General features: G+C 70.9%; 21 protein-coding genes. 9 read left to right on the top strand and 12 right to left on the bottom strand.

The window, feature by feature from the left end; translation table 11 throughout:
- Window positions 1-12: 12 nt before the first annotated feature.
- Window positions 13-474, top strand: coding sequence for a hypothetical protein (locus R0145_RS01615; protein WP_317838696.1), 462 nt, complete (start codon window positions 13-15; stop codon window positions 472-474).
- 15 nt (window positions 475-489) lie between these two features.
- On the opposite strand, the gene R0145_RS01610 is transcribed toward R0145_RS01615, so the two are convergent.
- Window positions 490-1,413: an amidohydrolase family protein gene (locus R0145_RS01610; RefSeq protein ID WP_317838695.1), complete on the bottom strand. Its 924-nt coding sequence runs from the start codon at window positions 1,411-1,413 to the stop codon at window positions 490-492.
- A 294-nt stretch (window positions 1,414-1,707) separates the two neighbouring features.
- Between R0145_RS01610 and R0145_RS01605 the strand changes: the two genes are divergently transcribed.
- Window positions 1,708-2,604: a 2-oxoglutarate and iron-dependent oxygenase domain-containing protein gene (locus tag R0145_RS01605; RefSeq protein ID WP_317838694.1), complete on the top strand. Its 897-nt coding sequence runs from the start codon at window positions 1,708-1,710 to the stop codon at window positions 2,602-2,604.
- 25 nt (window positions 2,605-2,629) lie between these two features.
- On the opposite strand, the gene R0145_RS01600 is transcribed toward R0145_RS01605, so the two are convergent.
- Window positions 2,630-4,243: an MFS transporter gene (locus tag R0145_RS01600; RefSeq protein WP_317838693.1), complete on the bottom strand. Its 1,614-nt coding sequence runs from the start codon at window positions 4,241-4,243 to the stop codon at window positions 2,630-2,632.
- Between the two features lie 125 nt (window positions 4,244-4,368).
- Window positions 4,369-5,364, bottom strand: a complete 996-nt coding sequence (locus R0145_RS01595; protein WP_317838692.1) for a LacI family DNA-binding transcriptional regulator — start codon at window positions 5,362-5,364, stop codon at window positions 4,369-4,371.
- A gap of 184 nt (window positions 5,365-5,548) precedes the next feature.
- Between R0145_RS01595 and R0145_RS01590 the strand changes: the two genes are divergently transcribed.
- From R0145_RS01590 to R0145_RS01575, 4 genes are all read left to right on the top strand, one after another.
- Complete coding sequence (locus R0145_RS01590) at window positions 5,549-6,505, top strand: sugar phosphate isomerase/epimerase (protein ID WP_317838691.1); 957 nt, start codon at window positions 5,549-5,551, stop codon at window positions 6,503-6,505.
- 31 nt (window positions 6,506-6,536) lie between these two features.
- The gene (locus tag R0145_RS01585; protein ID WP_317838690.1) at window positions 6,537-7,544 is read left to right on the top strand and encodes a Gfo/Idh/MocA family oxidoreductase; all 1,008 of its coding nucleotides are present in this window, start codon (window positions 6,537-6,539) and stop codon (window positions 7,542-7,544) included.
- A 128-nt stretch (window positions 7,545-7,672) separates the two neighbouring features.
- Window positions 7,673-9,079 carry an FAD-dependent oxidoreductase gene (locus R0145_RS01580; protein ID WP_317838689.1) on the top strand — a complete coding sequence of 469 codons (1,407 nt, stop codon included), beginning with the start codon at window positions 7,673-7,675 and terminating at the stop codon, window positions 9,077-9,079.
- Between the two features lie 95 nt (window positions 9,080-9,174).
- Entirely contained in the window at window positions 9,175-9,411 is a 237-nt protein-coding gene (locus R0145_RS01575; RefSeq protein WP_317838688.1) for a hypothetical protein, read from the top strand.
- A 48-nt stretch (window positions 9,412-9,459) separates the two neighbouring features.
- Here R0145_RS01575 and R0145_RS01570 read toward each other — a convergent pair whose 3' ends face one another.
- The 8 genes from R0145_RS01570 to iolC all read right to left on the bottom strand — a co-directional run bounded on the left by R0145_RS01570 (window position 9,460) and on the right by iolC (window position 18,986).
- Entirely contained in the window at window positions 9,460-10,572 is a 1,113-nt protein-coding gene (locus R0145_RS01570) for a zinc-binding dehydrogenase (RefSeq protein WP_317838687.1), read from the bottom strand.
- Window positions 10,573-10,729: 157 nt separating this feature from the next.
- The gene (locus R0145_RS01565; protein WP_317838686.1) at window positions 10,730-11,596 is read right to left on the bottom strand and encodes a sugar phosphate isomerase/epimerase; all 867 of its coding nucleotides are present in this window, start codon (window positions 11,594-11,596) and stop codon (window positions 10,730-10,732) included.
- Window positions 11,597-11,628: 32 nt separating this feature from the next.
- A complete protein-coding gene (locus R0145_RS01560; protein WP_317838685.1) occupies window positions 11,629-12,837 on the bottom strand; it encodes a Gfo/Idh/MocA family oxidoreductase in 1,209 nt (402 codons plus the stop codon).
- A gap of 1 nt (window position 12,838) precedes the next feature.
- Complete coding sequence (locus R0145_RS01555; RefSeq protein WP_317838684.1) at window positions 12,839-14,332, bottom strand: CoA-acylating methylmalonate-semialdehyde dehydrogenase; 1,494 nt, start codon at window positions 14,330-14,332, stop codon at window positions 12,839-12,841.
- A 25-nt stretch (window positions 14,333-14,357) separates the two neighbouring features.
- The gene (gene iolD, locus R0145_RS01550; RefSeq protein WP_317838683.1) at window positions 14,358-16,259 is read right to left on the bottom strand and encodes a 3D-(3,5/4)-trihydroxycyclohexane-1,2-dione acylhydrolase (decyclizing); all 1,902 of its coding nucleotides are present in this window, start codon (window positions 16,257-16,259) and stop codon (window positions 14,358-14,360) included.
- A gap of 2 nt (window positions 16,260-16,261) precedes the next feature.
- A complete protein-coding gene (gene iolB / locus R0145_RS01545; RefSeq protein ID WP_317838682.1) occupies window positions 16,262-17,149 on the bottom strand; it encodes a 5-deoxy-glucuronate isomerase in 888 nt (295 codons plus the stop codon).
- On the bottom strand, window positions 17,146-18,012 hold the full coding sequence (locus R0145_RS01540; protein WP_317838681.1) for a deoxyribose-phosphate aldolase: 867 nt from the start codon (window positions 18,010-18,012) through the stop codon (window positions 17,146-17,148). The genes iolB and R0145_RS01540 overlap by 4 nt, the downstream gene beginning before the upstream one ends.
- Window positions 18,009-18,986 (bottom strand): 5-dehydro-2-deoxygluconokinase, encoded by a 978-nt coding sequence (iolC, locus tag R0145_RS01535; protein ID WP_317838680.1) that lies wholly within the window; start codon window positions 18,984-18,986, stop codon window positions 18,009-18,011. Before iolC ends, R0145_RS01540 begins: the two co-directional genes overlap by 4 nt.
- Window positions 18,987-19,148: 162 nt before the next feature.
- Here iolC and R0145_RS01530 point away from each other — a divergent pair, with 162 nt between their 5' ends.
- The 3 genes from R0145_RS01530 (at window position 19,149) to R0145_RS01520 (ending at window position 21,921) form a co-directional block, all read left to right on the top strand.
- A complete protein-coding gene (locus R0145_RS01530) occupies window positions 19,149-19,892 on the top strand; it encodes a GntR family transcriptional regulator (RefSeq protein WP_317838679.1) in 744 nt (247 codons plus the stop codon).
- A gap of 128 nt (window positions 19,893-20,020) precedes the next feature.
- Window positions 20,021-21,016, top strand: coding sequence for an inositol 2-dehydrogenase (gene iolG, locus R0145_RS01525; protein ID WP_317838678.1), 996 nt, complete (start codon window positions 20,021-20,023; stop codon window positions 21,014-21,016).
- A gap of 44 nt (window positions 21,017-21,060) precedes the next feature.
- Window positions 21,061-21,921 (top strand): sugar phosphate isomerase/epimerase, encoded by an 861-nt coding sequence (locus tag R0145_RS01520; RefSeq protein ID WP_317838677.1) that lies wholly within the window; start codon window positions 21,061-21,063, stop codon window positions 21,919-21,921.
- Window positions 21,922-21,951: 30 nt separating this feature from the next.
- Here the strand turns inward: R0145_RS01520 and R0145_RS01515 are convergent, their stop codons facing one another.
- Entirely contained in the window at window positions 21,952-22,998 is a 1,047-nt protein-coding gene (locus R0145_RS01515; RefSeq protein ID WP_317838676.1) for a zinc-dependent dehydrogenase, read from the bottom strand.
- Window positions 22,999-23,000: the final 2 nt, after the last annotated feature.

The following is a 23,000-nucleotide window of genomic DNA, read 5'->3' as shown; positions in this document are numbered from 1 at the left end:
AGGAGTCCCCCGATGCCCCGACCCGCCCCCGCCGCCCTGCTGCTGGCTCTGGCCCTGCCGCTGGCCGGCTGCGCCACCGGCTCGCACAGCCTGCTGGCCACCCCCAGCCCTCAGACGCCCCCGCCGGCAACCATGGTGCACCTGGCCGATGTCCGGACCGGGATGTGCCTCGACGCCGATCGGCTGCCGGGCACCGGCAGGGTGGCCTACCTGGAGGTGCTCGGCTGTGCGGTCGACCACACCGCCGAGGTGGTCGCCGTCCTCGACGGGAACGATCCGGCGGCCCGGGGCGACGCCCCGTGCAGCGACGCGTTCCAGGCATACGTCGGCAGCGTCCCGGACCACAGCGACACCGCCGTCCGGGTGCTCACCGCCTCGGCGGATGCCTGGGACCGGTCCGGGCCGGCCCCGACCGTCTGCCTGGCCGTCTCCCCCACCCCGGTCACCGGCTCGGTCCGCGGCACCGGCCGCTGACCCCCCGGCAGGGGCTCAGACGGTCAGCCGGAGCAGGGAGGTCGCCGTCACCCCGGTGATCATCTCCTGCACCGGGCCGAACTGGCAGGCCTCCACCACCCCGATCGGGTCGGCGTCGCCCAGCGGCGCCGGGTAGTCGCTGCCCATCAGCACCTGCGCGGGACCGGCGAACTCGACCAGCTGCTGCAGCTGGAGCGGGTCGAAGGTGGCCGTGTCGTAGAACAGCCGACGCAGCTGGTCGAGCGGCGAGTGGCGCAGCGCGGGCCCCTCGCCGAGACGTTCCCAGCCGCGCTGCAGCAGACCCCGCACCGACGGCAGGGCGCCCCCGCCGTAGGCCAGGCAGAGCGGGACGTCGTACGTCTCCAGGACGCCGGCGTGCAGCAGCGCCGCCACCCCGGTCGCCAGGTCGACCGCCGCGGCCAGCGTGCCGGCCTGCCCAGGGGCCGCCACCGGGTGCAGCAGCGTGAACGCCCGGTGCTGCACCAGCAGCTCCCACAGGGGGGTGTGCACCGGGTCGGTCAGGTCCCGTCCCAGCCCGCGGGTGGCGAGGACCACCCCGGCCATCCCGAGGTCGTCGAGGCAGCGCCGCACCTCCTCGGTGGCATCGGCCAGACCGACCGGGACGGCGGCCAGCGCCACCAGCCGGTCCGGTGCCTGCGCGACGAACCCGGCGAGCGCCTCGTTGCTCCGCCGGGCCAGCTCCCGGACGAAGCCGGCGTCCGGGGACGCCGGGGTGCGCAGGTGCGGGGAGACCGACACCGCGTGCACCTCGACCCCGGCCTCGTCCATGAAGGCCAGCCGCGCCTCGACGTCGTACGCCTCGCGGGGGACGTCGTCGGGCTCGGCGAGGCCCTGCTCGGCCAGCCACTGCAACAGCGGCTGCGGCAGCGCATGGGTGTGGACGTCGACCTGGCGGAGTGCTGGGTAGCCCGGGCTCATGGTCCCACGGTAGGACCGCGTCGTCGTTCCGGCAGGGGTTTTCCGACCATCACAGGGCTTGAACCCATCCCGAAGTTCCCCTAATGTCTCTTCTGCAAGCACGTCTCAGGAGTCCCATGTCGCATCTCGCCCCCGCCTCGCGCCCCGTCGCCGCCCTCGCGGCGATGTCGTGTCGTGCGTGTCGGTGCGAGCGAATGCTGTCGCGCTGAGACCGCCGGTCCCCAGCGCCCGGCGCCTCGGCGCGTCCCCGGACGACCTCTTCCCGTACCTCTGCTTGTCCTCAGGAGTTCTCCCATGTCCGTCTCCACGATCACGCACGCCCCCACCCGGCCCTCCACCTCCGCCACCGACCTGCCGGTCCTCGACCTCGGCCGGCTCGCGCCCGACGAACTGCGCGCCGCCGCCCACGACATCGGCGCCTTCTACCTGATCGGCCACGGCATCCGGCCCGCGCTGCCGGCCCAGGTCCTCGACCAGGCCCGGCTGTTCTTCGCGCTGCCCACCCGGGTCAAGGCCACCGTCGACACCGCCCGCTCCGAGCAGTTCCGCGGCTGGACCAGCTTCGGCCAGGGGGCCGCGGCGGGCTGGCGCGAACAGTTCGACGTCGGCGCGGAACTGCCGACGATCCCGCCCCGGCGCCGGACCCGCCCCGGCGACTCGCTGGTCGGCCCCAACCAGTGGCCGACCCGGCTGCCCGCCCTGCGGGACCGCGCACTGCGGTTCCAGGACCGGGCGACGGAGGTAGCCCGGGCGCTGCTGCGGCAGCTGGCCGTCGGGCTGGAACAGGACGCCGCGGTGTTCGACCGGGCATTCGCCGGGGACCCGGCGACCTGGACCTCGGTCGCCCGGGAACTCGGCGACGACGCGGCCAGCCACCCGATCGAATCCCACACCGACGGCGGGGCGCTGACGCTGCGCTGGCTCGACTCCTGGAGCGAGGGTGACCAGATCCTCGTCGACCACCGGTGGCGTCCGGCCGACCGGGTGCGCGGCGCCTTCCTGGTGACCGTCGGCGAACTGCTCGCCGACCTCACCGACGGCTACCTGCGGGCGGCGCCCCACCGGCTGCTGCCGGCGGTCCGGGAACGGGTCAGCCTCAGCTACACCTACGACGCACCGTACGGTGAGGTGCCGGGCCGGTTGGACCTCCCGGAGCACCTCACCGTGGCGGAGTGGCCGCTGGCCGGCTGAGCCGGCCGGCGGTACGCGGGGGCGGTCAGGCGAACCGCTCCCGGAGCTGCTCCTCGATCTCCTCCAGCGAGGAGGTCTTCGTCTCGGGCACGACGAACGTGTAGAAGAGCAGCGCGACCACATTGATGGCGCCGAACACGCCGTACGTCCAGGCCGCGCCGAGACCGGCGATCATCACCGGGAAGGCGAAGGTGACGATGGCGTTCATGATCCACAGCGCACCCACGGCCACGCCCTGGGCGACGCCGCGGATCCGGGCCGGGAAGATCTCCGAGACCAGGATCCAGTTGACCGTGCCGGACTGCTTGATGAAGACGAACACCGAGACCAGCGCGACGACCACCCAGGGCAGCGCGGCCGGGATGGTGGAGGCGATGCTGCCGTCGGCGGTCATGTGCGGGGCGATGCCGAGACCGAAGACCAGCGCCAGCGAGAACAGCGACAGCGTCACGCCGGTCTCCTGGTACATGCCGACGTGCCGGCGCATGAACTTGCCCACCAGCAGGAAGCCGACCGCCGAGCCGATGCAGGAGGCGATGCCGGTGACGACGTTCAGGGTGATGGAGTTCGCCGAGGAGAAGCCGGCGGCGTGCAGGATCTTCGGCAGGTAGTACATCGCCGTGTTGATGCCGGTCAGCTGGTCGAAGAAGCCCAGGAAGCAGCCGATGACGATGATCCGGCGGGTCCAGCGGGTGTTCCACGCCTGCCGCAGGGTCCACTTCTCCTGTTGCTGCTCGAGGCGGTGCACCTCGACCATCTGCTCGATCTCGCCGGCGACGTCGTCGCGGGGGTCGTTGCGGACCCGCTTCAGCGCCCCGATCGCCTGGACGTAGTGGCCGTTGGCGGCGTACCAGCGCGAGGACTCCGGCATCATCCGCATGCCGATCCACAGCGCGATCGCCGGGATGGTGGCGAGCACCAGCATGTAGCGCCACACCGAACCGTTGCCACCGGAGACCACCAGCCCGGCGATGCTGCTGACGGCGTCCCACGGCGCCCACTGGCCCGCGGCGAAGGCGCCGGACGGGTCGGCGGCGACCAACACCCGCGGCCCGCCGTTGGCCGAGGACAGCACGGCGTTCATCGTGTAGGCGAGCAACTGGCCGGTGACGATCATGAACTGGTCGACCGCGATCAACGGTCCGCGGATCCGCTTCGGGGCGGTCTCCGACAGGTAGATCGGGACGGTGGAGGAGGCCCCGCCGACCGCCCAGCCGAGGACGAACCGGAACGGGTAGAGCAGCCAGACGTTCGGGGCCAGTGTGCAGCCGACCGTGCCGACGATGAAGATCACCGCCAGCATCAGGATGTTGTGCCGCCGCCCGTAGCGGTCGGAGAGCCGGCCGCCGATGATCGCACCGAAGGCCGCGCCGACCGCCAGGATGCCGCCGACCATGCCCTCCTCGACCGAGTTGAGGTGCAGGCCACCGGCGATCCGGGGCAGATACATGTAGGGCAGCGCGCCGGCGATGACGCCGGTGTCGTACCCGAACAGCAGCGATCCGAAGGTCGCCACCGTCGCGAGCAGGGCGATCGAGCGCCGCGTGCCCGAGGCCGGGGTGGTCCGTACCAGCTCCCGGATGTCGCCCGGAGTGGGATCCGACGGCAGGGAACTGAGGGGATCGGATGTGGTCGCCATGGGGGCAACTCCTTCGTACGCTCGTCGTTGAGGAGGAGCGCGCCGGACGTCACCCTTTGGCGCGCTCCAATATTGTCAAAGTACCCATCCGTTCATCATTTGTCCATACATTTCGACGAGCGATCTCATTCCCGAGTGCTGGACTGCCGGACCACCAGCGACAACGGCACCACGATGTCCACCGCCTCGTCCCGGCCGGCCAGTCGCTCGCCGATCAACCCGACAGCCCGGCGGGCCATCTCCTCGGTCCCTTGGTCGATGCTGGTCAGCGAGACTCCGGGGTAGCCGGCGATGGTGGTGTTGTCGAACCCCGCCACCCCCGCATCCCGCCCGGGTGCCAGGCCGTACGCCGCAAGCACCCCGAGGACCTCGAGAGCGGTCAGGTCGTTGTGGCAGCACAGCGCCAGCCCGGGTCCATGCTCGCGCAACACCGGGCCGACCGCGGCAGCCACCCCGTCCGCACCGACCGGGACGATCAACGGCATCCGGCCGTGCTCGACCATCGCCGCGCGATAGCCCATCATCCGGGCACTGGAGGAGTCCCCCGGCACGCCCCGGTCGTAGCCGACATAGACGACCGGATCATAGCCACGGTCCAACAGGTGCCGGGTCAGCCGGTGCGCCCCGGCCCGGTCGTCGGTGTGCACCAGATCCACCGAGGTGGGCCCGAGATTCCGGGTGACCAGCACGGTCGGCACCTGGCGGCCGACCACGGCGAGCTCGGCGTCGGTGGCCAGCGGCGAGATCAGCACCAGCCCGTCGACGTTCATCTGGAGGAACCTCCCGACGGCGACCGCCTCCTCGCGCGGATCGTCACCGACCGGGGCGATGAAGGGGATCAGGCCGTCGTCCTCGAACCGGCGGCGCAGCGCCTCGACGATGTCGGCATGGAAGGGGTTGCCGAGATCGGAGAGCACGATGCCGACGAACCCGGTCCGGTGCGCCGCCAGTGCCCGGGCCGCGACATTGGGCCGGTAACCGAGCTGCTGCATCGCCTGCCGGACGACGGCCCGGCTGCGGTCGGACACCCGCGGATCGTCGAGCACCACCAGGGACACCGTCTGGCGTGAGACGCCCGCCAGGCGCGCGACGTCCGCCTGGGTCGGACGCGATCCGGCCACTCCGGCCCCCTTCCCCCTCCGCCGCACGTACTGACAATTGCACGTGGGAACAGCTTACCGGCCAGCAGCAGGTGACTTTTGTCACCCGAAGACCTCTTTTGACTGTACAAACTGCATCGAGGCGGGTTAGCCTTTTGGCACGCTCCAAATAGGAGCTCTTCAACGACGAGGAGATGTGAGGACGATGACCTCCACCACGACGCCCACGGCGACCTCCAAGGCGCGCAACACCGACGACCCCCGGTACTCCAAGCTGGCGATCGGTGTCTGCCCCGACCAGTGGGGGGTCTGGTTCCCCCAGGACCCGAAGCAGATGGACCCCCGCCAGGCCATGCAGGAGATGGCCGAGGCCGGTTTCGAGATCCTCGAGACGGGCCCGTACGGCTACTTCCCCACCGACCCCAAGGAACTCGACCGCTGGACCAAGGAGTTCGGCCTGAAGGTCGTCGGCGGCACCGGCTGGGGCATCCTGCACAAGAAGGAGGCCTGGGCCGACACCGAGAAGACCTTCCGGGCCATCGCCGAGACCCACGCCGCCGTCGGCGCCGAGTACATCGTGCACCTGCCTCCGCTGTACCGCGACGACAAGACCTGGCAGTTCACCGACGACCGGGTGCTGTCCCCGGAGGCCTGGAAGCTCTACGTCGACAACGCCAACCGGCTCGGCCAGATCCTGCTCGACGAGTACAGCCTGAAGATGGTGCTGCACCCGCACGGTGACTCGCACATCGAGACCCCCGAGGAGATCGCCCGGATCTTCGAGGCGACCGACCCGACGTACGTCAACCTCTGCCTCGACTCCGGTCACATCGTCTACGGCGGCGGCGACCCGGTGGAACTGGTCCGCCAGTACCCCGAGCGGATCACCTACGTGCACATCAAGGCCTTCGACGAGGCGATCACCAAGGAGGCCCACGAGAAGGACTGGCCGTTCGGCGAGGCCGTCACCAAGGGCGCCTCGGTCTGCCCGCCCGCCGGCCTGCCGGAGATGCACGCCTTCGTCGACGCCCTCGCCGGCCTGGACAAGGACCTCTACTGCATCTGTGAGCAGGACTGCTACCCCTGCGCCCCGGACTTCCCGAAGCAGAACGCCATCAACATGCGCAACTACCTGGCCGACTGCGGCCTGGGCCTGAAGTGAGCCCGGGAACGGGACAGGAAGGATCGGGACAATGACCGTACGGATCGGACTCATCGGCGCCGGCGGCATGGGCCGCGCCCACGTCGAGCGGATCGAGAACGAGCTGGCCGGCGGCACGGTCGTCGCCGTCGCCGACATCAACCTCGACGGTGCGAAGGCGGTGGCCGAGCCGCTGGGCGCCAAGGCCTACGCGACCGGCGCGGAGCTGATCGCCGACCCCGAGGTGGACGCCGTCCTGATCGCCACCTTCGGCAAGGTGCACGCCCCCGACGTGCTGGCCGCCGTCGAGGCGGGCAAGTACGTGCTCTGCGAGAAGCCGCTGACCACCACCGCCGAGGACGGCCTCAAGGTCCTCGAGGCCGAGCAGCGGGCCGGCAAGAAGCTGGTCACCGTCGGCTTCATGCGGCGCTTCGACGCCGGCTACGGCGAGATGCGCAAGGCCCTCGTCGACGGCGAGCTCGGCTACGCCACCCTGGTGCACTGCCGGCACCGCAACCCCACCGTCCCGGAGGGGTACACCACCCGGAACATGATCGACGACACCGCCATCCACGAGATCGACACCTGCCGGTTCCTGCTCGGTGAGGAGATCACCTCGGTCCGGATCGACACCCCGCGGGCCACCTCGCGCCGGTTCGCGCACCTGCAGGACCCGCTGGTGCTGGTGGCGAAGACCGAGTCGGGCGTCCTCATCGACGACGAGGTCAACGTCAACATCCAGTTCGGCTACGCGATCGAGTGCGAGCTGGTGCTGGAGGCGGGCACCATCCGGCTCAGCGACCAGCACCACACCATCACCCGCGACGCGGTGGGCGAGCACCACGCGATCTGCTCCAGCCACATCGACCGGTTCCACGCCGCCTTCAACCAGGAGGTCCAGCAGTGGATCCGCGCGGTCGAGCGCGGCGAGCACACCGGCTCGACCTCCTGGGACGGCTACGCCGCCACCTGTGTGGTCGACGCGGCGATCGAGTCGCTGGAGAGCGGCGGCGTCGAGGTCGCGGTGCAGATGATCGACAGGCCGGCCTTCTACGCCTGACCCTCAGCCCTGCGGATCACTCCACGAACCACCCCCGGCGGCCTCCCCGACACCAGGCCGCCGGGGGTTTCGCCGTCCCCGCACCCGGCGAGCGACTAGGCTCGGTGCCAGCCTGAGAAGGAGCTGGCATGGTCGAGCCGTCGCCGTACCGCGTCGCCATCGTCGGAGCGGGCCCGGCCGGGCTGTTCACCGCCCAGCATCTGGTCCGCCAGCAGCAGGTGCCGGTCCTGATCGACATCTTCGACCGGCTGCCCACCCCGTTCGGCCTGCTGCGCTACGGCGTGGCACCGGACCACACCAGCATCCGCTCCGTCGCCCGGGCCCTGGCGCACACCTTCGACTCCACCCGGGTCCGTTTCCTGGGCACCGTGGAACTCGGCCGTGACCTCACCCGCCGGGGTCTGGTCGAGGCGTACGACGCGGTGGTGTACGCCGTCGGCGCGTCCGGCGACCTGATGCTGCGGGTGCCCGGCGAGGAGCTGCCGGGCAGCGGCTCGGCCCGCCAGTTCGTCGCCTGGTACGGCGGCCACCCGGACGCCGCCCCGCAGTCGCTGCACGGGGTCCGCTCGGTGGCCTGCGTCGGGGTCGGCAACGTGGCCGTCGACGTGGCGCGGATCCTGGCCAAGGACCCGGCCCAGCTCGCCGCGACCGACATGCCGGAGACCGTGCTGGCCGAGCTGACCGCCTCCGCGGTCACCGACATCTGGATCATCGGCAGGCGCGGCCCGCAGTACGCCAGCTACACCACCCGGGAGCTGCGGGAGCTGCTGACCACCCCCGGCCTGGCAGTGACGATCGAGGACGGCGCCGGCGAGGTCGCCGGCACCGCGGACGACAACACGGCCGAGCAGGCCGGCCTCGACCGGCGGACCCGGGCGAACATCGAGGCGCTGCGGGAGGCCGCCGCCCGTCCGGACCCGGTCCCGGTCCGGCGCCGGCTGCACTTCCTCTTCTGGCACCGCCCGGTCGCCCTGCACGGCGCCGCACGGGTCGAGCGGCTGGAACTGGAGCGCACCACCCTCGGCCCGGACGGGGCGGTGATCCCCGCCGGCGCGGTACCGGGCGGCGGGACCCGGACCATCCCGGTCGACCTGGTGCTGCGGGCGATCGGCTACCGCAGCACCAGGCTGCCCGACGTGCCGTTCGATGATGCCCGGGGGGTGATCCCGAACCGCGAGGGCCGGGTGCTCGACACCGACGGCCGGGCGCTGCCCGGGGAGTACGTCACCGGCTGGATCAAGCGCGGGGCCACCGGCGTGATCGGCACGAACAAGGCGGACGCCGCCCAGACCGTCGCCCACCTGCTCGAGGACCTGCCGACCCTCCCCCGGCATCCCGCCGATCCGCTGGTGGAGCTACGGCTGCACGGCGTGGACCCCACGACATACGACGACTGGCTGGCGATCGACGCCGCCGAGATCGCCCGGGGAGCGGCGCTCGGCCGGCCGCGGGTGAAGATCAACGCCTGGGCCGAGCTGATGCGGCTGTGCCGCTCCGGCGACCCGGACGCTTGCCCTGACAGCACTTTGTACTAACATATTGAGTGCAAGCAGAACACAGCACAACGACCGTGCCGGATCACCACGGTCGTTGGTCCGGACGGTCGCCACCTCCTGACAGGAGAAATGTCATGTCGACCGTCACCTTCCCCGCCATCACCCGCACCGCCGTCGAGCCGGACGGTCGCCTCGCCGCTGCGGGCTTCCGCTACGCCATCCGGACCACCCTGCTGATCGCCGTCCTGCTGCTCTGCGCCGCCCTCGTGGTGGTCGGCGTGGCAGTCTCGGCGCCGCTGGTGGCCGTGGCCGCCGGCCTCGTGGCCAGCGCCGCCACGACCACCTACGCCTTCTCCCTGCTGCCCCGCTGACGCCGTCCGCGGGCGGGCACCGGGTCGGCGCTCACAGCGAGTCGATGCTCACAGCGACAGGTCGACCACGGCCCGCCCGCGGATCTCGCCGCGCTTCAGCGCCGCGTAGCCCTCACCGGCGTCCTCGAGGCGGTAGCGCCGGCTCACCAGTCCGCGGTAGTCGATCACGCCCTCGGTGGCGAGTCGCACCACCTCGGGCAGGTCCTGGCGGGTCCGGGCACCGTACGATCCGATGATCGACTGGGACCGGCGGACCGTCCGGTTGATCTCCACCCCGGCGGTCTGCACCCCTGCACCCAGGCCGATCGGCACCATCCGGCCGCCGTCGGCCAGCACATCGAGGGCGGTCGTCCAGGTCTGCGGACGACCCAGCGCCTCGAAGGCGACATCCACCCCGCGCCCGCCGGTCACCGCCAGCACCGCGGCCCGGACGTCGGGCGTGGTGGCCGAGTTCACCGCGTCGGTCGCCCCGAGCGCCACGGCGTCCGCCAGCTTCTCGTCGGAGACGTCGATCGCAACGATCCGGCGGGCCCCGAAGGACTTCGCGATCGGGATGATCGTCGATCCGACGCCACCGGTCGCCACCACCGCCACGGTCTCCCCGTGGCGCAGGTCGGCACCCCGGCGCACCGCGCCGTACGCGGTCATCGCGGCACAGCCGATGATCGCACCGGGCACCACGTCGTAGTCGTCCGGCACCGGGGCGACCGAGGTCGAGGGGATCACCGCGTACTCGGCCAGACCGCCCATGGAGTACATCGCGATCGGGTCGCCGTCGAGGGTGGCCAGCCGGGTGGTGCCGTCGTAGAGCTTGCCCTGCAGCCGGTTGAGGTCGAAGAACGGGCCGCACAGGTCGTCGCGCCCGGCGGCGCAGGCGGCGCACTGGCCGCACGGCATCAGGAACGCGCCGGCGACCCGTTGCCCCACCGCCAGACCGGTGTGCTCGTTGCCGGGCCCGACCTCGACGATCTCGCCGGAGACCTCGTGGCCGAGCACGGCCGGCAGCGGGAAGGCGATCGCCCCGCCGAGCACGTGCAGGTCGGAATGGCACAGGCCGCAGGCGGCGACCTTGATCAGCACCTCACCGACCTTCGGGTGGGGCGTCCGGATCTCCTCGACCCGGAGGCCCCGCTCCGGATCGCGCAGGACCGCAGCCCTCATCGTTGACGGGATATGTGCAGACATTGCGATGGATACCTCCGTTGGTTCGGCGCCTTGCCGGGCCCACAACCCACGGTGGACCCGACACCAGATTACAGACATTTCCCCGCCATGTGAAGGATTTGTCCTGACAAATATCGTCGTCCTGACACTGCCGTCAGGCGAGGAACTCTTCCCGCAGCCGGGCCAGCATCCGGCGGTTGATCTCGTCGGCCCGCTCGTGCCAGCCGAAGACACACACCGACAGCACGCCGTCGAAGCCGATCTCCTTCAGAGTGGCGACCACCCGGTCGAAGGGGACCTCGCCCAGGCCCAACTCGTTGTGCTGGTGGACCCGGGCATCGGCACCCGGCGGGTTGATGATGTAGCGGTTGCCGTCGTTGGCGCGGTGGTTGAAGGCGTCGGCGACGTGCACCTCCCGCAGCTTGGGGGCGCTGGAGCGGATCATCCGCTCGACGTCCCCGGCCCCGTCGGACAGGTGGAAGGTGTGCGGGCAGCAGAACTCGTAGCCGATCCAGTCCCGATTGGCGCCCCGGATCACGCTGTACGCCTGGTCGTGCAGCTCGACGAAGTCGTACGGGTGGGCCTCCATGTTGAGCCGGATCCCGTACCGCTCGAAGTCGGGGCCGAGCTCCTCGATCGAGCGGTACCACTGGTGCTCGCACTCCCGCGGGGTGTTCGGGTTCCCGGAAAATTCCGAGGTGATCTCCCGGACGTCCAGCTGGTCGGCCAGCTCCAGCAGCCGGCGCCAGTTGCGCACCTGGGCGGTGCGCTCCTGCTCGTCGACGCTGGACCAGTTGAAGACCGGATTGAGCGTACGGACCCGCACCCCGGTCTCCCGGGACGCCCGGCGCAGGCCGGCGACGAAGTCGTCGTCGGCCTTCGGGTAGTGGTGCCAGAAGTGGAACTCCTCGTTGGGGGACAGCTCGACGTGCTCGAAGCCGAGCTCGGCCGCCTTGCGCAGGGTGTCCGCGGTGGACATCGTCCGGTAGTACATGTTCGGGTCGAGCGCGATGTCGACCATGGTGCCTCCTGGCTGGTGGGTCGGGTGGTGGATCAGCTGTCGTAGGTGGTGAGGCCGTCGACCCGGGGCACGTCGTGCCACCGACCGTCGGCACCGGAGGCCACCGCGGCCTCGTCGACCTCGGCGGCGGCCCAGCCGTCGGCAACCGAGGGAGCCAGTTGCTCACCGGTGGCATACGAGCGCAGGAACAGAGCGGCCTGGATGGTCTTCATGTCGTCGAAACCCGTCGGGACGCCGGCACCGGGCTGGAAGCGGTGGAACTCCGGGAAGTCCGGACCCGCCATCACCCGGGTGTAGCCCTGGAGCTCCTGGTCGCGGCCGAGGCAGACCTCGAGGTCGTTGAGGTGTTCGAAGTTCCACCGCAGCGAGCCCTCGGTGCCGTACACCTCGATCACGTACTCGGCCCGCGGGCCGACGCTGACCCGGGAGGCCTCCAGGGTGCCGACCACCCCGTCGTCGAGGCGGATCAACGCGGCCGCCCAGTCCTCGTTCTCGACCGGGCCCTTGCGGTCGGAGACCTCCCAGCCGGTGTGCCCCACGCCGGCCCTGGTCGGGATGGGCCGCTCGGGGATGAAGGTCCGGGAGACCGCGGAGACCGCGGCGATCCGGCCGACGAGGTACTGGACCAGGTCGGCGCCGTGGCTCAGCAGGTCGCCGATCACCCCGGAGCCGCCGCGGGCCCGCTCGTAGCGCCAGGTCAGCGGGCCCTCCGGGGAGGACGCGTAGTCGGCGATCAGCCAGGCACGGACGTTGGTGATCCGGCCCAGCCGGCCGGAGCGGATCAGCGTCCGGGCCCGCTCGACCGCCGGGGTGTGGCGGTAGTTGAACCCGACCGCGGTGACCAGGCCGGCCCGCTGGGCGGCCAGGGCGATCTCCCGCGACTCCGCCGCGCAGACCCCCATCGGCTTCTCGATCCAGAACGCCTTGCCGGCCGCCACGGCGGCGAGCGCCATCTCGTGGTGCAGGAAGTTCGGGGCGCAGATCGACACCACGTCGACGTCGGGGTCCGCCAGCACCTCCCGGTAGTCCGGGGTGGCGCGCTGGAAGCCCATCACCCCGACGGCGGCGAGCCGGGCCGTCACCTCGCCGTCGGCGGCGGACACCAGCCGCGGCCCCACCCCCAGGTCGGGGAAGTACTCGGTGACCCCGCGGTAGGCCCGGGCATGGACCCGCCCCATCCACCCCAGACCGATCACCCCCACGCCGACGCGGGCCCTGCTGCTGATCCCCGCGTCCGACACGTCAGGACTCCCGCTCGAAGGAGGTGGTGGCGGCGTGCACCGTGTCACCGGGCCACCGCTCGGTCACCGCCTTGGCCCGGGTGCAGAACCGCACGCCCTCGGGCCCGTGGATGTGGGTGTCGCCGAGCAGCGAGTCCTTCCAGCCGCCGAAGGAGTAGTACGCCACCGGGGTCGGGATCGGCACGTTGACGCCGACCATGCCCGCCTCGACGTCGAGGACGAACCGGCGGGCCGCTCCCCCGTCGCGGGTGAAGATCGCCGCACCGTTGCCGAACGGCTGGGCGTTCACCAGTGCGATCGCCTCCTCGTACGTCGCCGCCTCACCGATCGTCAGCACCGGGCCGAAGATCTCCTCGGTGTAGACCGGGGCGTCCAGCGGCACCTTGGCGATCACCGTGGGGGCCAGGAAGTGGCCGCCCTCGAAGCCCGCGACCGTGGCGCCCCGGCCGTCCAGGACGATCTCGGCGCCGCGCTGTTCGGCGTCGTCGATCAGCCCGGTGATCCGCTCCTTGGCCTTGGCGGAGATCACCGGGCCGAGGTCGGTCTCCGCCGCGAAGCCGGAGCCCACCACGTACGCCCCGGCGTGCTCGCGGACCTTCCGGGCCAGCTCCTCGGCGATCCCGCCGACGGCGATCACCGCGGGCAGCGCCATGCAGCGCTCGCCGGCGGCACCGAAGGCAGCCGCGGCGATGTGCTGGGCGGCGTGGTCGAGGTCGGCGTCCGGCAGCACGATGGCGTGGTTGTTCGCACCACCGAGGGCCTGGACCCGCTTGCCGTGCCGGGTCGCCGTCTCCTGGACGATCTCGGCCACCGGGGTGGAGCCGACGAACGAGACCGCGTCGATCCCGTCATGCTCCAGCAGCGCGGTCACCACGTGCCGGTCCCCGGCGACGACGTTGAAGACGCCGTCGGGCAGGCCGGCCTCCTTGTACAGCCGGGCGATGATCATCGACGCCGTCGGCGCCGGGGACGGCGGCTTCAGCACGAAGGCGTTGCCGGTGGCGATGGCGATCGGGTGCATCCACATCGGCACCATCACCGGGAAGTTGAACGGGCCGATGCCGGCGACCACGCCGACCGGCTGGCGCAGGGTGTGCACGTCGACGCCGGTGGAGACGTCGTAGGAGATCTCGCCCTTCAACGCTGCGGCGATGTTGCAGGCGAAGTCGAGGGTCTCCCGGCCGCGCTGGATCTCGCCGATGGCGTCGGAGAACGTCTTGCCGTGCTCGTTCACGATGGACGTGGCGATCTCGTCGGAGTGGTCGAGGACCAGCTGCCGCATCCGGAACATGATGTCCATCCGCTTGGCCAGCGACACCTTGCGCCAGCTGAGCTGGGCGCGCCGGGCCACCCGGACGGCGTGGTCGACGTCGGCCGGGGAGGCCTCGAGCAGCTCGGCCTCGGTCTGGCCGGTCGCGGGGTTCTCGACCGGGACCCGGCGGACGGGCTCGCCGTGGTACGGGGCGCCGTCGATCCACTGTTCGATCGTCTTCATGGGATACTCCTTCGTTTCCTTCGGTTCAGAGATAGTGACGCTGGAGCTGCTTGGCGGCGACGTACTCCTGGTACGCCTGCTGGGTGGACTCGAGTCGCGAGACCTGGGAGACGGCGACGTCCCACCAGGACGAGGCCGGCGGGTTGGGCCCGTAGAGGTCCGTCTCGATGTGGATCATCACCGCCCGGTCGCCGGCCACCGCCTCGCGGTAGGCGACCCGGAACTCGTCGATGGTGTGCACGCGCAGCACCTGCAGACCCCAGGACTCCGCGTTCGCGGCGATGTCGACCGGCAGGTAGGGCCCGTCCTCGGTGTGCTTGTGCCCGCCGCCGGCCCGGTAGCGGGTGCCGAAGCGCTGCGAGCCACGCGACTCCGACAGGGCGCCGATCGAGGCGAAGCCGTGGTTCTGGAGCAGCACGAAGATGACCTTCAGGCCCTCCTGGACGATGGTCGCCAGCTCCATCGGCAGCATCTGGTAGGTGCCGTCACCGACGATCGCCACCACCTCGGAGTCGGGCAGCGCCAGCTTGACACCCATCGCGGCCGGGATCTCGTAGCCCATGCAGGAGAAGGCGTACTCGACGTGGTACTGCACCGGGGTGCGGGCCTGCCACAGCGCCTGGAGGTCGCCCGGCATCGAGCCGGCGGCGTTGATCACCACATCGTTGTCGCCGAGCAGCTCGTTGAGGGCGCCGAACACCTCGGTCTGGGCGGGCAGCGGCCCGTGGCCGAGGTGGTAGCACTGCTCGGTCGCCTGCGCCCAGGCCGCCTTCTCGGCGGCGATCTCGGCGGCGTACGCCTCGTCGACCCGGTGACCCGCCAGGGCTGCGGTGAGCGCGGTGAGCGCCTCCCGGGCGTCGGCCACCACCATCTCACCGGAGTTCTTCGCGGCGTCGAAGGCGAGCACGTTGATGTTGACGAACCGGACGTCGGGGTGCTTGAACTGGGTGTGCGAGGCGGTGGTGAAGTCGGAGTAGCGGGTGCCGATGCCGATCACCAGGTCGGCCTTGTCGGCGAGGTGGTTGCCGGAGTCGCCGCCGGTCGATCCGACCCCGCCGACGGCGCAGGGGTGGTCGAAGTTGATCGCACCCTTGCCGGCCTGGGTGTCACCGACCGGGATGCCGGTGGCCGCGGCGAAGGCCCGCAGCTGCTCGGCCGCCTCGGAGTAGATCACCCCGCCGCCGGCGATCACCAGCGGGCGCCGGGCGGCCCGGATCAGCGCGGCGGCCCGCTCCAGCGCGGCCGGCTCGGGCACCGGGCGACGGACGTGCCAGACCCGCCGGTCGAACAGCCCGACCGGGAAGTCGTACGCCTCGGCCTGGACGTCCTGGGGCAGCGCGATCACGCAGGCCCCGGTGTCGGCCGGGTCGGTGAGCACCCGCATCGCGTTCAGCAGCGAGGGGAGCAGCTGCTCGGGGCGGTTGATCCGGTCGAAGAAGCGCGACACCGGCCGGAAGCAGTCGTTGACCGAGATGTCCAGGGTGGTCGGGTCCTCGAGCTGCTGGAGCACCGGGTCGGGGTAGCGGGTGGCGAACTGGTCGGAGGGGAACAGCAGCACCGGCAGCCGGTTGGTGGTCGCCAGCGCGGCGCCGGTGACCATGTTGAGCGAGCCGGGGCCGATCGAGGCGGTGCACATCATCGCCCGCAGCCGGTTGGTCGCCTTGGCGTACGCCGCCGCCGCGTGCACCATGCCCTGCTCGTTGCGGGGCATGTAGTACGGCATGGCGCCGCCGTCCGGCTCCGGGTCGATCTCGTTCTGCAGCAGCGCCTGGCCGATCCCGGCGACGTTGCCGTGCCCGAAGATGCCGAAGGCACCGGTGACGAACCGCTCCTCGACCCCGTCCCGCTCGACGTACTGGTTGACCAGGAAGCGGATGATGGCCTGTCCGACGGTGAGTCGTACGGTCCGGTTGACAACAGTGTCCATGGTCACTCCTCGGGGTTCAGGGGGGTCATCGGCAGCCGGGGATCGACCTCACCGGTCTGCCATTCCTGGCGCAGCCAGGTGTAATGCGGGTCGTCGGTCATCAGCCAGGTCGAGTCCTCGGCCGGGCCGGCCATCACGTTGAGGTAGTAGAGGTCGTAGCCGGGGGCGGCGACCGAGGGACCGTGGTAGCCGTACGGCATGATCACGATGTCGCGGCTGTGCACCTCGGCACAGACGTCGATCGGCTTGCCCGGCGAGGGGTAGATCCGCTGCAGGGCCATCCCGGTGGTGCCGTTCGCGGCCGGGCGGACCTCGTAGTAGTAGATCTCCTCCAGGATCCGCTCCACCTCGGTGTGCTCGTCGTGCTTGTGCGGCGGGTACGAGGACCAGTTGCCGCCCGGGGTGAGCACCTCGCAGGCGAGCAGGTGGGAGGTCGGCACGGCGTTGCCGAGCGCGTAGTTGTTCACCTGGCGGGAGCAGTCGCCGGTGCCGCGCAGCTGGCTGACCACCTCGCCCACCGGGCAGTAGCGCACCGGCAGGTCGGCGGTGGCCTTCGCCGCCGGCAGCGCGAACCGGCCGCCCTCCGCACTCGACACCACCACGGTGGTGTGCCGCGGCAGGTAGAGGTAGTCGGTGACGGCGGTCCACACCTCGGGGCGGCCGGCGAGGTCGTACGACTCCCCGCCCACCTCCACCCGGCAGCCGCCGGACAGCGGCAGCACCAGCAGTTCGGCCTCCCCGGTGGAGACCTCCTGACGGCCGCCGGCGGGCAGCGCCAGGACCCGCAGCGAGCACCAGTCCCAGCCGGCGCGCTCCACGGTGAGGTCTGTCTCGTACGCCTCGTGGGCGGTCTCCCCGGCCCGGATGACGTACCGGTCGTTGTCGCTCACAGCAACCCCACCGCCTTGTCGACCGCGCCGGCGACATCACCGTCCGGCGGGAAGAGCAGCGAGCGGCCGATCACCAGGCCGCGGACGTTCGGCAGGGACAGCGCGGTGGCCCAGCCCGACAGCGCGGCCTCCGGGTCGTCCGGCACCTCGCCGCCGAGGATCAACGACGGCAGCGTGGTGGCCTCCATCACCCGTTCCATCTCGTCGACGCAGGGCAGCTTCAGCCAGGTGTACGCCGAGGTACGACCGAGCGCCGAGGAGATCGCCATCGACCGGATCACCGCGTCGGGGGTCAGGTCGTTGACCACCCGCCCGTCCCGGCGGGTGGAGATGAACGGCTCGACCATCGCGGTCAGGCCGCGGTCGGCCAGCTCGTCGATGGCGTGCGCCGAGGAGGTCAGGGTGGCGGCGCTGCCGGCGTCGGTGTAGTCGATCCGCAGCAGCATCTTGCCGCCGTCGAGCCCGCCCTCGCCGATGCCGCGGGCGTCGTAGCAGTTGAACCGGTCGTCCATCTCGAAGGACGCACCCTGCAGGCCGACCCGGTTCATCGTGCCCCAGACCAGCTTGCCGTCCAGGGCGCCGAGCAGGGCCAGGTCCTCGATGATGTCGGCCGAACCGAGGAAGCCGTTCACCCCGGGGCGGCCGAGCGCCTCGACGCAGCGGGCGAGCACCTCCTCCCGAGAGGCCATCGCCATCGGGTCCGCGCCGGCGCCGAGCGCGCCGCGGGCCGGGTGGTCGCAGGCGATGATCATCAGCTTCGCGCCGCCCTGCGGCAGCGCACCGCGGGGCCGCTCGGCCAGTGCCCGGCGGACCGCCAGCGGGTCGTGGAAGCGGATCTCGGTGAGCTTCTCGATCAGTGTCATGACAGGACCTCGACCTTCGGGGCGGATGCGGGATTGGCGGCCATCAGGTCGAGGACCTCCTGCTCGGTGGCCATCGCGGTGGAGCACTCCAGCCGGGAGGCGACGATCGCGCCGGCGGTGGACGCGAAGGAGACCGCCCGGGCGAGATCCCAGCCCTCCAGCAGGGCGTGGCAGAGTGCACCCCCGAAGGAGTCACCGGCGCCCAGGCCGTTGCAGACCTCCACCGGGGTGACCGGCACGACCACCCGCTGGTCGCGGGTCTTGGCCAGGGTGCCCCGCGGGCCCTGTTTGACGATGGCGATCTCGACGCCGCGTTCCAGCAGGGCGTCGGCCGCCCGCTCGGGCTCGGTCTCGCCGACGGCGATCCGGCACTCCTCCTTGTTGCCCACGGCGATGTCGACCAGGCCGAGCATCCGCTCGACCTCCGCGTGCGCCAGTTCCTCGCTCGCCCAGAACATCGGTCGGTAGTCCAGGTCGAGGATGGTCAGCGGGGTCCGGCCGCGCAGGTCCATCGCCCGGTGGTGGGCGGCCCTGGTCGGCTCGACCGACAGGCCGGTGACCGACATCCAGAAGATCTTCGCCTCCCGGACGGCGGCCTCGGGGATGTCCTCGGGCCGGATGTTCAGGTCGGGGGCGGAGGGCGATCGGTAGAAGTAGAGCGGGAAGTCGTCGGGGGGGAAGATCTCACAGAACGTGACCGGGGTGTTGTAGTCGTGGTTGGTGACCACGTAGCGGGGATCGACCCCCAGCCGGGCCATCTCCTGGCGGACGAACCGGCCGAACGGGTCGTCACCGACGCCGGTGACCACCGCGGCGCTGTGACCCATCCGAGCAGCGGCGACGGCGACGTTCGTCGGTGAGCCGCCGAGGAACTTCCCGAACGACGCCACCTCCTCCAGTCCGACGCCGATCTGCAACGGGTAGATGTCCACACCACTCCGACCGATGGTGAGGACGTCAGGGACTGTTGACATTGACGTGTCCACTGCTGCCTGCCTCTCCTTTGGGACTGTCCTCAGTCTGCCCGATGGAACGAACAAGGTCAACACTTTGTCCGCACAAAGACCCAATCTTGTCATCAACCGCTAGAGTGGGGCCTAGCAATACCCTGGAACGCCGTACGGACAAGGACGACCATGAGCGACTACTACGAGCCGACCATCGTCATCGACCGCGATTCCGACGAGCCGCTGTACAGGCAGATCGCCGAGCCGATCGAGCAGGCGATCCTCTCCGGCGAGCTGCCGTCGGGCGCCCGGATCGAGGACGAGATCTCGATGGCCCAGCGCCTCGACGTCTCCCGCCCGACCGCGCGCCGAGCGATGCAGGAGCTGGTCAACCGCGGGCTGCTGACCCGCCGGCGCGGGGTCGGCACGACGGTCACCCCACCCCAGGTGCACCGGCCGATCGAGCTCACCTCGCTCTACGACGACCTGACCCGGGAGGGCTTCACGCCGACCACGAAGGTGTTGGCGTACGACGTGCACGAGGCCGACGAGGAGGAGTCCGACCGGCTGGCGGTCGAGCCCGGCACCGGCGTGGTCCGGATCGCCCGGCTCCGCTCGGCGGACAACCGGCCGCTCGCGGTGCTGACCAACCTGATCCCGATCGACCTGGCCCCCTCCTGGACCGACCTCAACGAGCACGGGCTCTACCGGTGCTTCAACGAGCACGGCATCCACATCGCCAGCGCCAAACAGGTGATCGGCGCCCGGGCGGCGACGGCGGAGGAGGCAGAGCTGCTGACCGAGGAGGTCGGCGCGCCGCTGCTCACCATGAGCCGGACCGCGTACGACAGCGCCGGACGGGTGGTGGAGTACGGCAACCACGTCTACCGGCCCACGCTGTACTCCTTCGACCTGACCCTGGTCGCGCGCTGAGCCCGATTGTCGCATTCCGAAACGTTTTGTTCTGACATTTGGTTGACAGTGCTCCGGCCTGTCTGTTGAATCGAACTGGCTTCCTGAGGCCGGCAGTGAAGCCGGTCCGCCGGTGATGAGGAACAGGCATGACTGCACTGCGTTTCGCTCTGATCGGGGCCGGCCGTATCGGCCAGGTCCACGCCCGAACCATCGCGGCCCATCCCGCGGCGACCCTGACCCTGGTCTGCGACCCGGTGGTCGCCGCCGGGCAGGCGGTCGCCGCGACGTACGGTGCCCGCGCCTGCACCGACGCGGCCGAGGTGTTCGCGGCCGAGGACGTCGACGCGGTGGTGATCGGCTCCCCCACCCCGCTGCACGTGCCGCACATCCTCGCCGCGGTGCAGGCCGGCAAGCCGGCGCTGTGCGAGAAGCCGGTCGCGATGGAGCTGGCCGATGCCGAGGAGCTGCAGCGCCGGCTCGCCGAGCTGGCCGACGTCCCGGTGATGCTCGGCTTCAACCGGCGCTTCGATCCGTCCTTCGCCCGGGCCCGCGCGCTGGTCGAGGAGGGCGCGATCGGCCCGCTGGAACAGCTCACCATCATCTCCCGCGACCCGGCCGCCCCGCCGAAGGCGTACCTCGCCCAGTCCGGCGGCATCTTCAAGGACATGACCATCCACGACTTCGACACCGCCCGGTTCTTCCTCGGTGACGTCGCCGAGGTCACCGCGACCGGCCAGCACCTCGACCCGGAGCTCGCCGACACCGGTGACTTCGACGGGGCGGTGATCGTGCTGCGCTCCTCGACCGGGGCGGCGGCGACCATCATCAACTCCCGGCACTGCGCCACCGGCTACGACCAGCGTCTGGAGGCGTTCGGGCCGGACGGTGCGATCCTGGCCGAGAACCAGCGCCCGACCACCCTGCAGGTGTCCACCCGGGAGGCCTCCGACGCGAAGGCCCCGTACCTGGACTTCTTCCTGGAGCGCTACGCCGACGCCTACCGGGCCGAGCTGACCGCGTTCATCGACGCCGTCACCGCGGGCCGCCCCGTCTCCCCCACCGTCGACGACGGGGTCGAGGCACTGCGGATCGCCGAGGCGGCGGGCGAGTCCGCCCGCACCGGCGCCACCGTACGACTCTGATCCCACCCCACCCCTCACGAACCACTACTGCGAAGGAGCAGACCATGAAGATCGCCGGAGCCCCCATCACCTGGGGCGTGTGCGAGGTCCCCGGCTGGGGATACCAGATGACCCCGGAGCGGGTGCTGACCGAGATGAAGGAGATCGGCCTCACCGCCACCGAGTTCGGCCCGCAGGGCTGGCTGCCGGAGGCGCCCCAGGCCCGGGCCGAGGCGGTGGCCGGCTACGCGCTCAAGCCCGTCGGCTCGTTCTTCCTCGCCGTGATGCACGACCCGGAGCATGACCCGATCCCCGCCGTCCGCCGCGAACTGGAGGCCTTCGCCGTCGCCGGCGGCGAGTACCTGATCCTGGCCGCCGACTCCGGCCGGGACGGGTACGACGACCGCCCGGTGCTGGACGAGAAGGGCTGGCAGACGCTCTTCACCAACCTGACCCGGATCAGCGAGGTGTGCGCCGAGGCCGGCGTCACCGCCTGCATCCACCCGCACTGGGGCACGATGGTGCAGAACGTCGACGAGGTCCGTCGGGTGCTCGACCACTCCGCGGTCGGCCTGTGCCTGGACACCGGCCACCTCGCCGCCGGTGGTGCCGACGTCGCCGCGCTGGCCCGCGAGTACGCCGACCGGGTCGCCATCGTGCACGCCAAGGACGTCCACAAGGAGCTGACCGACAAGCTGCTGCCGGGCGAGCTGTCCTGGTCCGACGGGGTGAAGGGCGGCATGTTCGCCCCCATCGGGCAGGGTGACATCGACTTCGCCGGCATCGTGAAGACCCTGGACGAGGCCGGGTTCGACGGCTACTACGTCCTGGAGCAGGACATCATGCTGGACGGCGAGCCGCCGGTCGACGGCGGCCCGGTGGTCTCCGCCAGGGCCTCGCTGGAAGCGCTGCAGGCGCTGGCCTGACTCCCGGACCGGCCGCCGACGGCGGGGTGATCAGGGCTCGACGGTGACCTTGATCGCCTCGCCCTTGCGGACGATCTCGAAGGCGTCGAGCACCCGGTCCAGCGGCAGGTGCGCGGTGATCAGGTCCTTCACCGGCACCTGGCCGGAGGCGATGTAGGCCAGCGCCCGCTTGTTGTGATCGGGCGAGGACCCGTTGGCACCGTGGATGTGCAGCTGGCGGTAGTGCACCAGGTTGGAGTCCAGGGTGATCGTCGGGTTCGTCTTCGGCAGGCCGCCGAAGAAGGAGATCCGGCCGTTGCGGGCGGCCATCGCGACCGCCTGCTCCTGGGTGACGTTGGCGGGGGTGGCGGTGATCACCACATCGGCCCCCCGGCCACCGGTCAGCTCCAGCACCCTGGCGACGACGTCCTCGGTGGAGGCGTCGACGGTCACCTCCGGGTGCACGGCGTCGGCCGACATCTTCAGCCGCTCGGCGTTGATGTCGACCAGCACGATGGTGCCGGCCCGGTGCACGCCGCGGGCGATCCGGGTGTGCATGCAGCCGATCGGGCCGGCGCCGAAGACGACTACGAAGTCGCCCTCCTCGATGCCCACCTGTTCCTGGGCGTTGATGGCGCAGGCGAACGGCTCGGCCGCCGAGGCCTCGTCGTAGCCGACACCGTCAGGGATCCGGTTGAGGCCGTCGACCTTGAGCACCTGTTCGGGCACGATCATGTACTCGGCGAAGCCGCCGTCGTACTGGTAGCCGACCGAGGTCTGGTTCTGACAGACCTCCATCCAGCCCTTCCTGCACTCGTAGCACTCACCGCAGGGGACGGCCGCGATGGACTGCACCCGGTCGCCGACCCGGAAGCCGCCCCGTGCGTTCGCGCCCACCTCGACCACCTCACCGGCGACCTCGTGACCCATCGTGGTGGTCCCGGTGATGTTCGGGTGCCCGTTGTTGAAGATCTTGACGTCGGTGCCGCAGGTCGAGCAGTTCTTGACCTTGATCTTCACCTCGTTCGGTCCGCAGACGGGCTCCGGTACGTCCTCGACCCGGACGTCCTTGGGGGCGTAGAAGCGCAACGCCTTCATCT

The sequence above is a fragment of the Raineyella sp. W15-4 genome (assembly GCF_033170155.1).
In the GTDB taxonomy this organism is placed as follows: Bacteria; Actinomycetota; Actinomycetes; order Propionibacteriales; family Propionibacteriaceae; genus Raineyella.
This window is presented reverse-complemented; position numbering and strand designations above follow the sequence as displayed.

Excerpts from the sequence above, each read along its gene's own strand:
- R0145_RS01565 (WP_317838686.1), bottom strand. The coding sequence starts at position 11,596 with ATGGTCGACATCGCGCTCGACCCGAACATGTACTACCGGACGATGTCC.
- R0145_RS01590 (WP_317838691.1), top strand. The coding sequence starts at position 5,549 with ATGACCTCCACCACGACGCCCACGGCGACCTCCAAGGCGCGCAACACC.
- R0145_RS01555 (WP_317838684.1), bottom strand. The coding sequence starts at position 14,332 with ATGAAGACGATCGAACAGTGGATCGACGGCGCCCCGTACCACGGCGAG.
- R0145_RS01600 (WP_317838693.1), bottom strand. The coding sequence starts at position 4,243 with ATGGCGACCACATCCGATCCCCTCAGTTCCCTGCCGTCGGATCCCACT.
- R0145_RS01515 (WP_317838676.1), bottom strand. The coding sequence starts at position 22,998 with ATGAAGGCGTTGCGCTTCTACGCCCCCAAGGACGTCCGGGTCGAGGAC.
- R0145_RS01585 (WP_317838690.1), top strand. The coding sequence starts at position 6,537 with ATGACCGTACGGATCGGACTCATCGGCGCCGGCGGCATGGGCCGCGCC.
- iolC (WP_317838680.1), bottom strand. The coding sequence starts at position 18,986 with ATGTCAACAGTCCCTGACGTCCTCACCATCGGTCGGAGTGGTGTGGAC.
- R0145_RS01575 (WP_317838688.1), top strand. The coding sequence starts at position 9,175 with ATGTCGACCGTCACCTTCCCCGCCATCACCCGCACCGCCGTCGAGCCG.
- iolG (WP_317838678.1), top strand. The coding sequence starts at position 20,021 with ATGACTGCACTGCGTTTCGCTCTGATCGGGGCCGGCCGTATCGGCCAG.
- iolD (WP_317838683.1), bottom strand. The coding sequence starts at position 16,259 with ATGGACACTGTTGTCAACCGGACCGTACGACTCACCGTCGGACAGGCC.
- R0145_RS01540 (WP_317838681.1), bottom strand. The coding sequence starts at position 18,012 with ATGACACTGATCGAGAAGCTCACCGAGATCCGCTTCCACGACCCGCTG.
- R0145_RS01530 (WP_317838679.1), top strand. The coding sequence starts at position 19,149 with ATGAGCGACTACTACGAGCCGACCATCGTCATCGACCGCGATTCCGAC.
- R0145_RS01520 (WP_317838677.1), top strand. The coding sequence starts at position 21,061 with ATGAAGATCGCCGGAGCCCCCATCACCTGGGGCGTGTGCGAGGTCCCC.
- R0145_RS01570 (WP_317838687.1), bottom strand. The coding sequence starts at position 10,572 with ATGAGGGCTGCGGTCCTGCGCGATCCGGAGCGGGGCCTCCGGGTCGAG.
- R0145_RS01580 (WP_317838689.1), top strand. The coding sequence starts at position 7,673 with ATGGTCGAGCCGTCGCCGTACCGCGTCGCCATCGTCGGAGCGGGCCCG.
- R0145_RS01615 (WP_317838696.1), top strand. The coding sequence starts at position 13 with ATGCCCCGACCCGCCCCCGCCGCCCTGCTGCTGGCTCTGGCCCTGCCG.
- R0145_RS01605 (WP_317838694.1), top strand. The coding sequence starts at position 1,708 with ATGTCCGTCTCCACGATCACGCACGCCCCCACCCGGCCCTCCACCTCC.
- R0145_RS01610 (WP_317838695.1), bottom strand. The coding sequence starts at position 1,413 with ATGAGCCCGGGCTACCCAGCACTCCGCCAGGTCGACGTCCACACCCAT.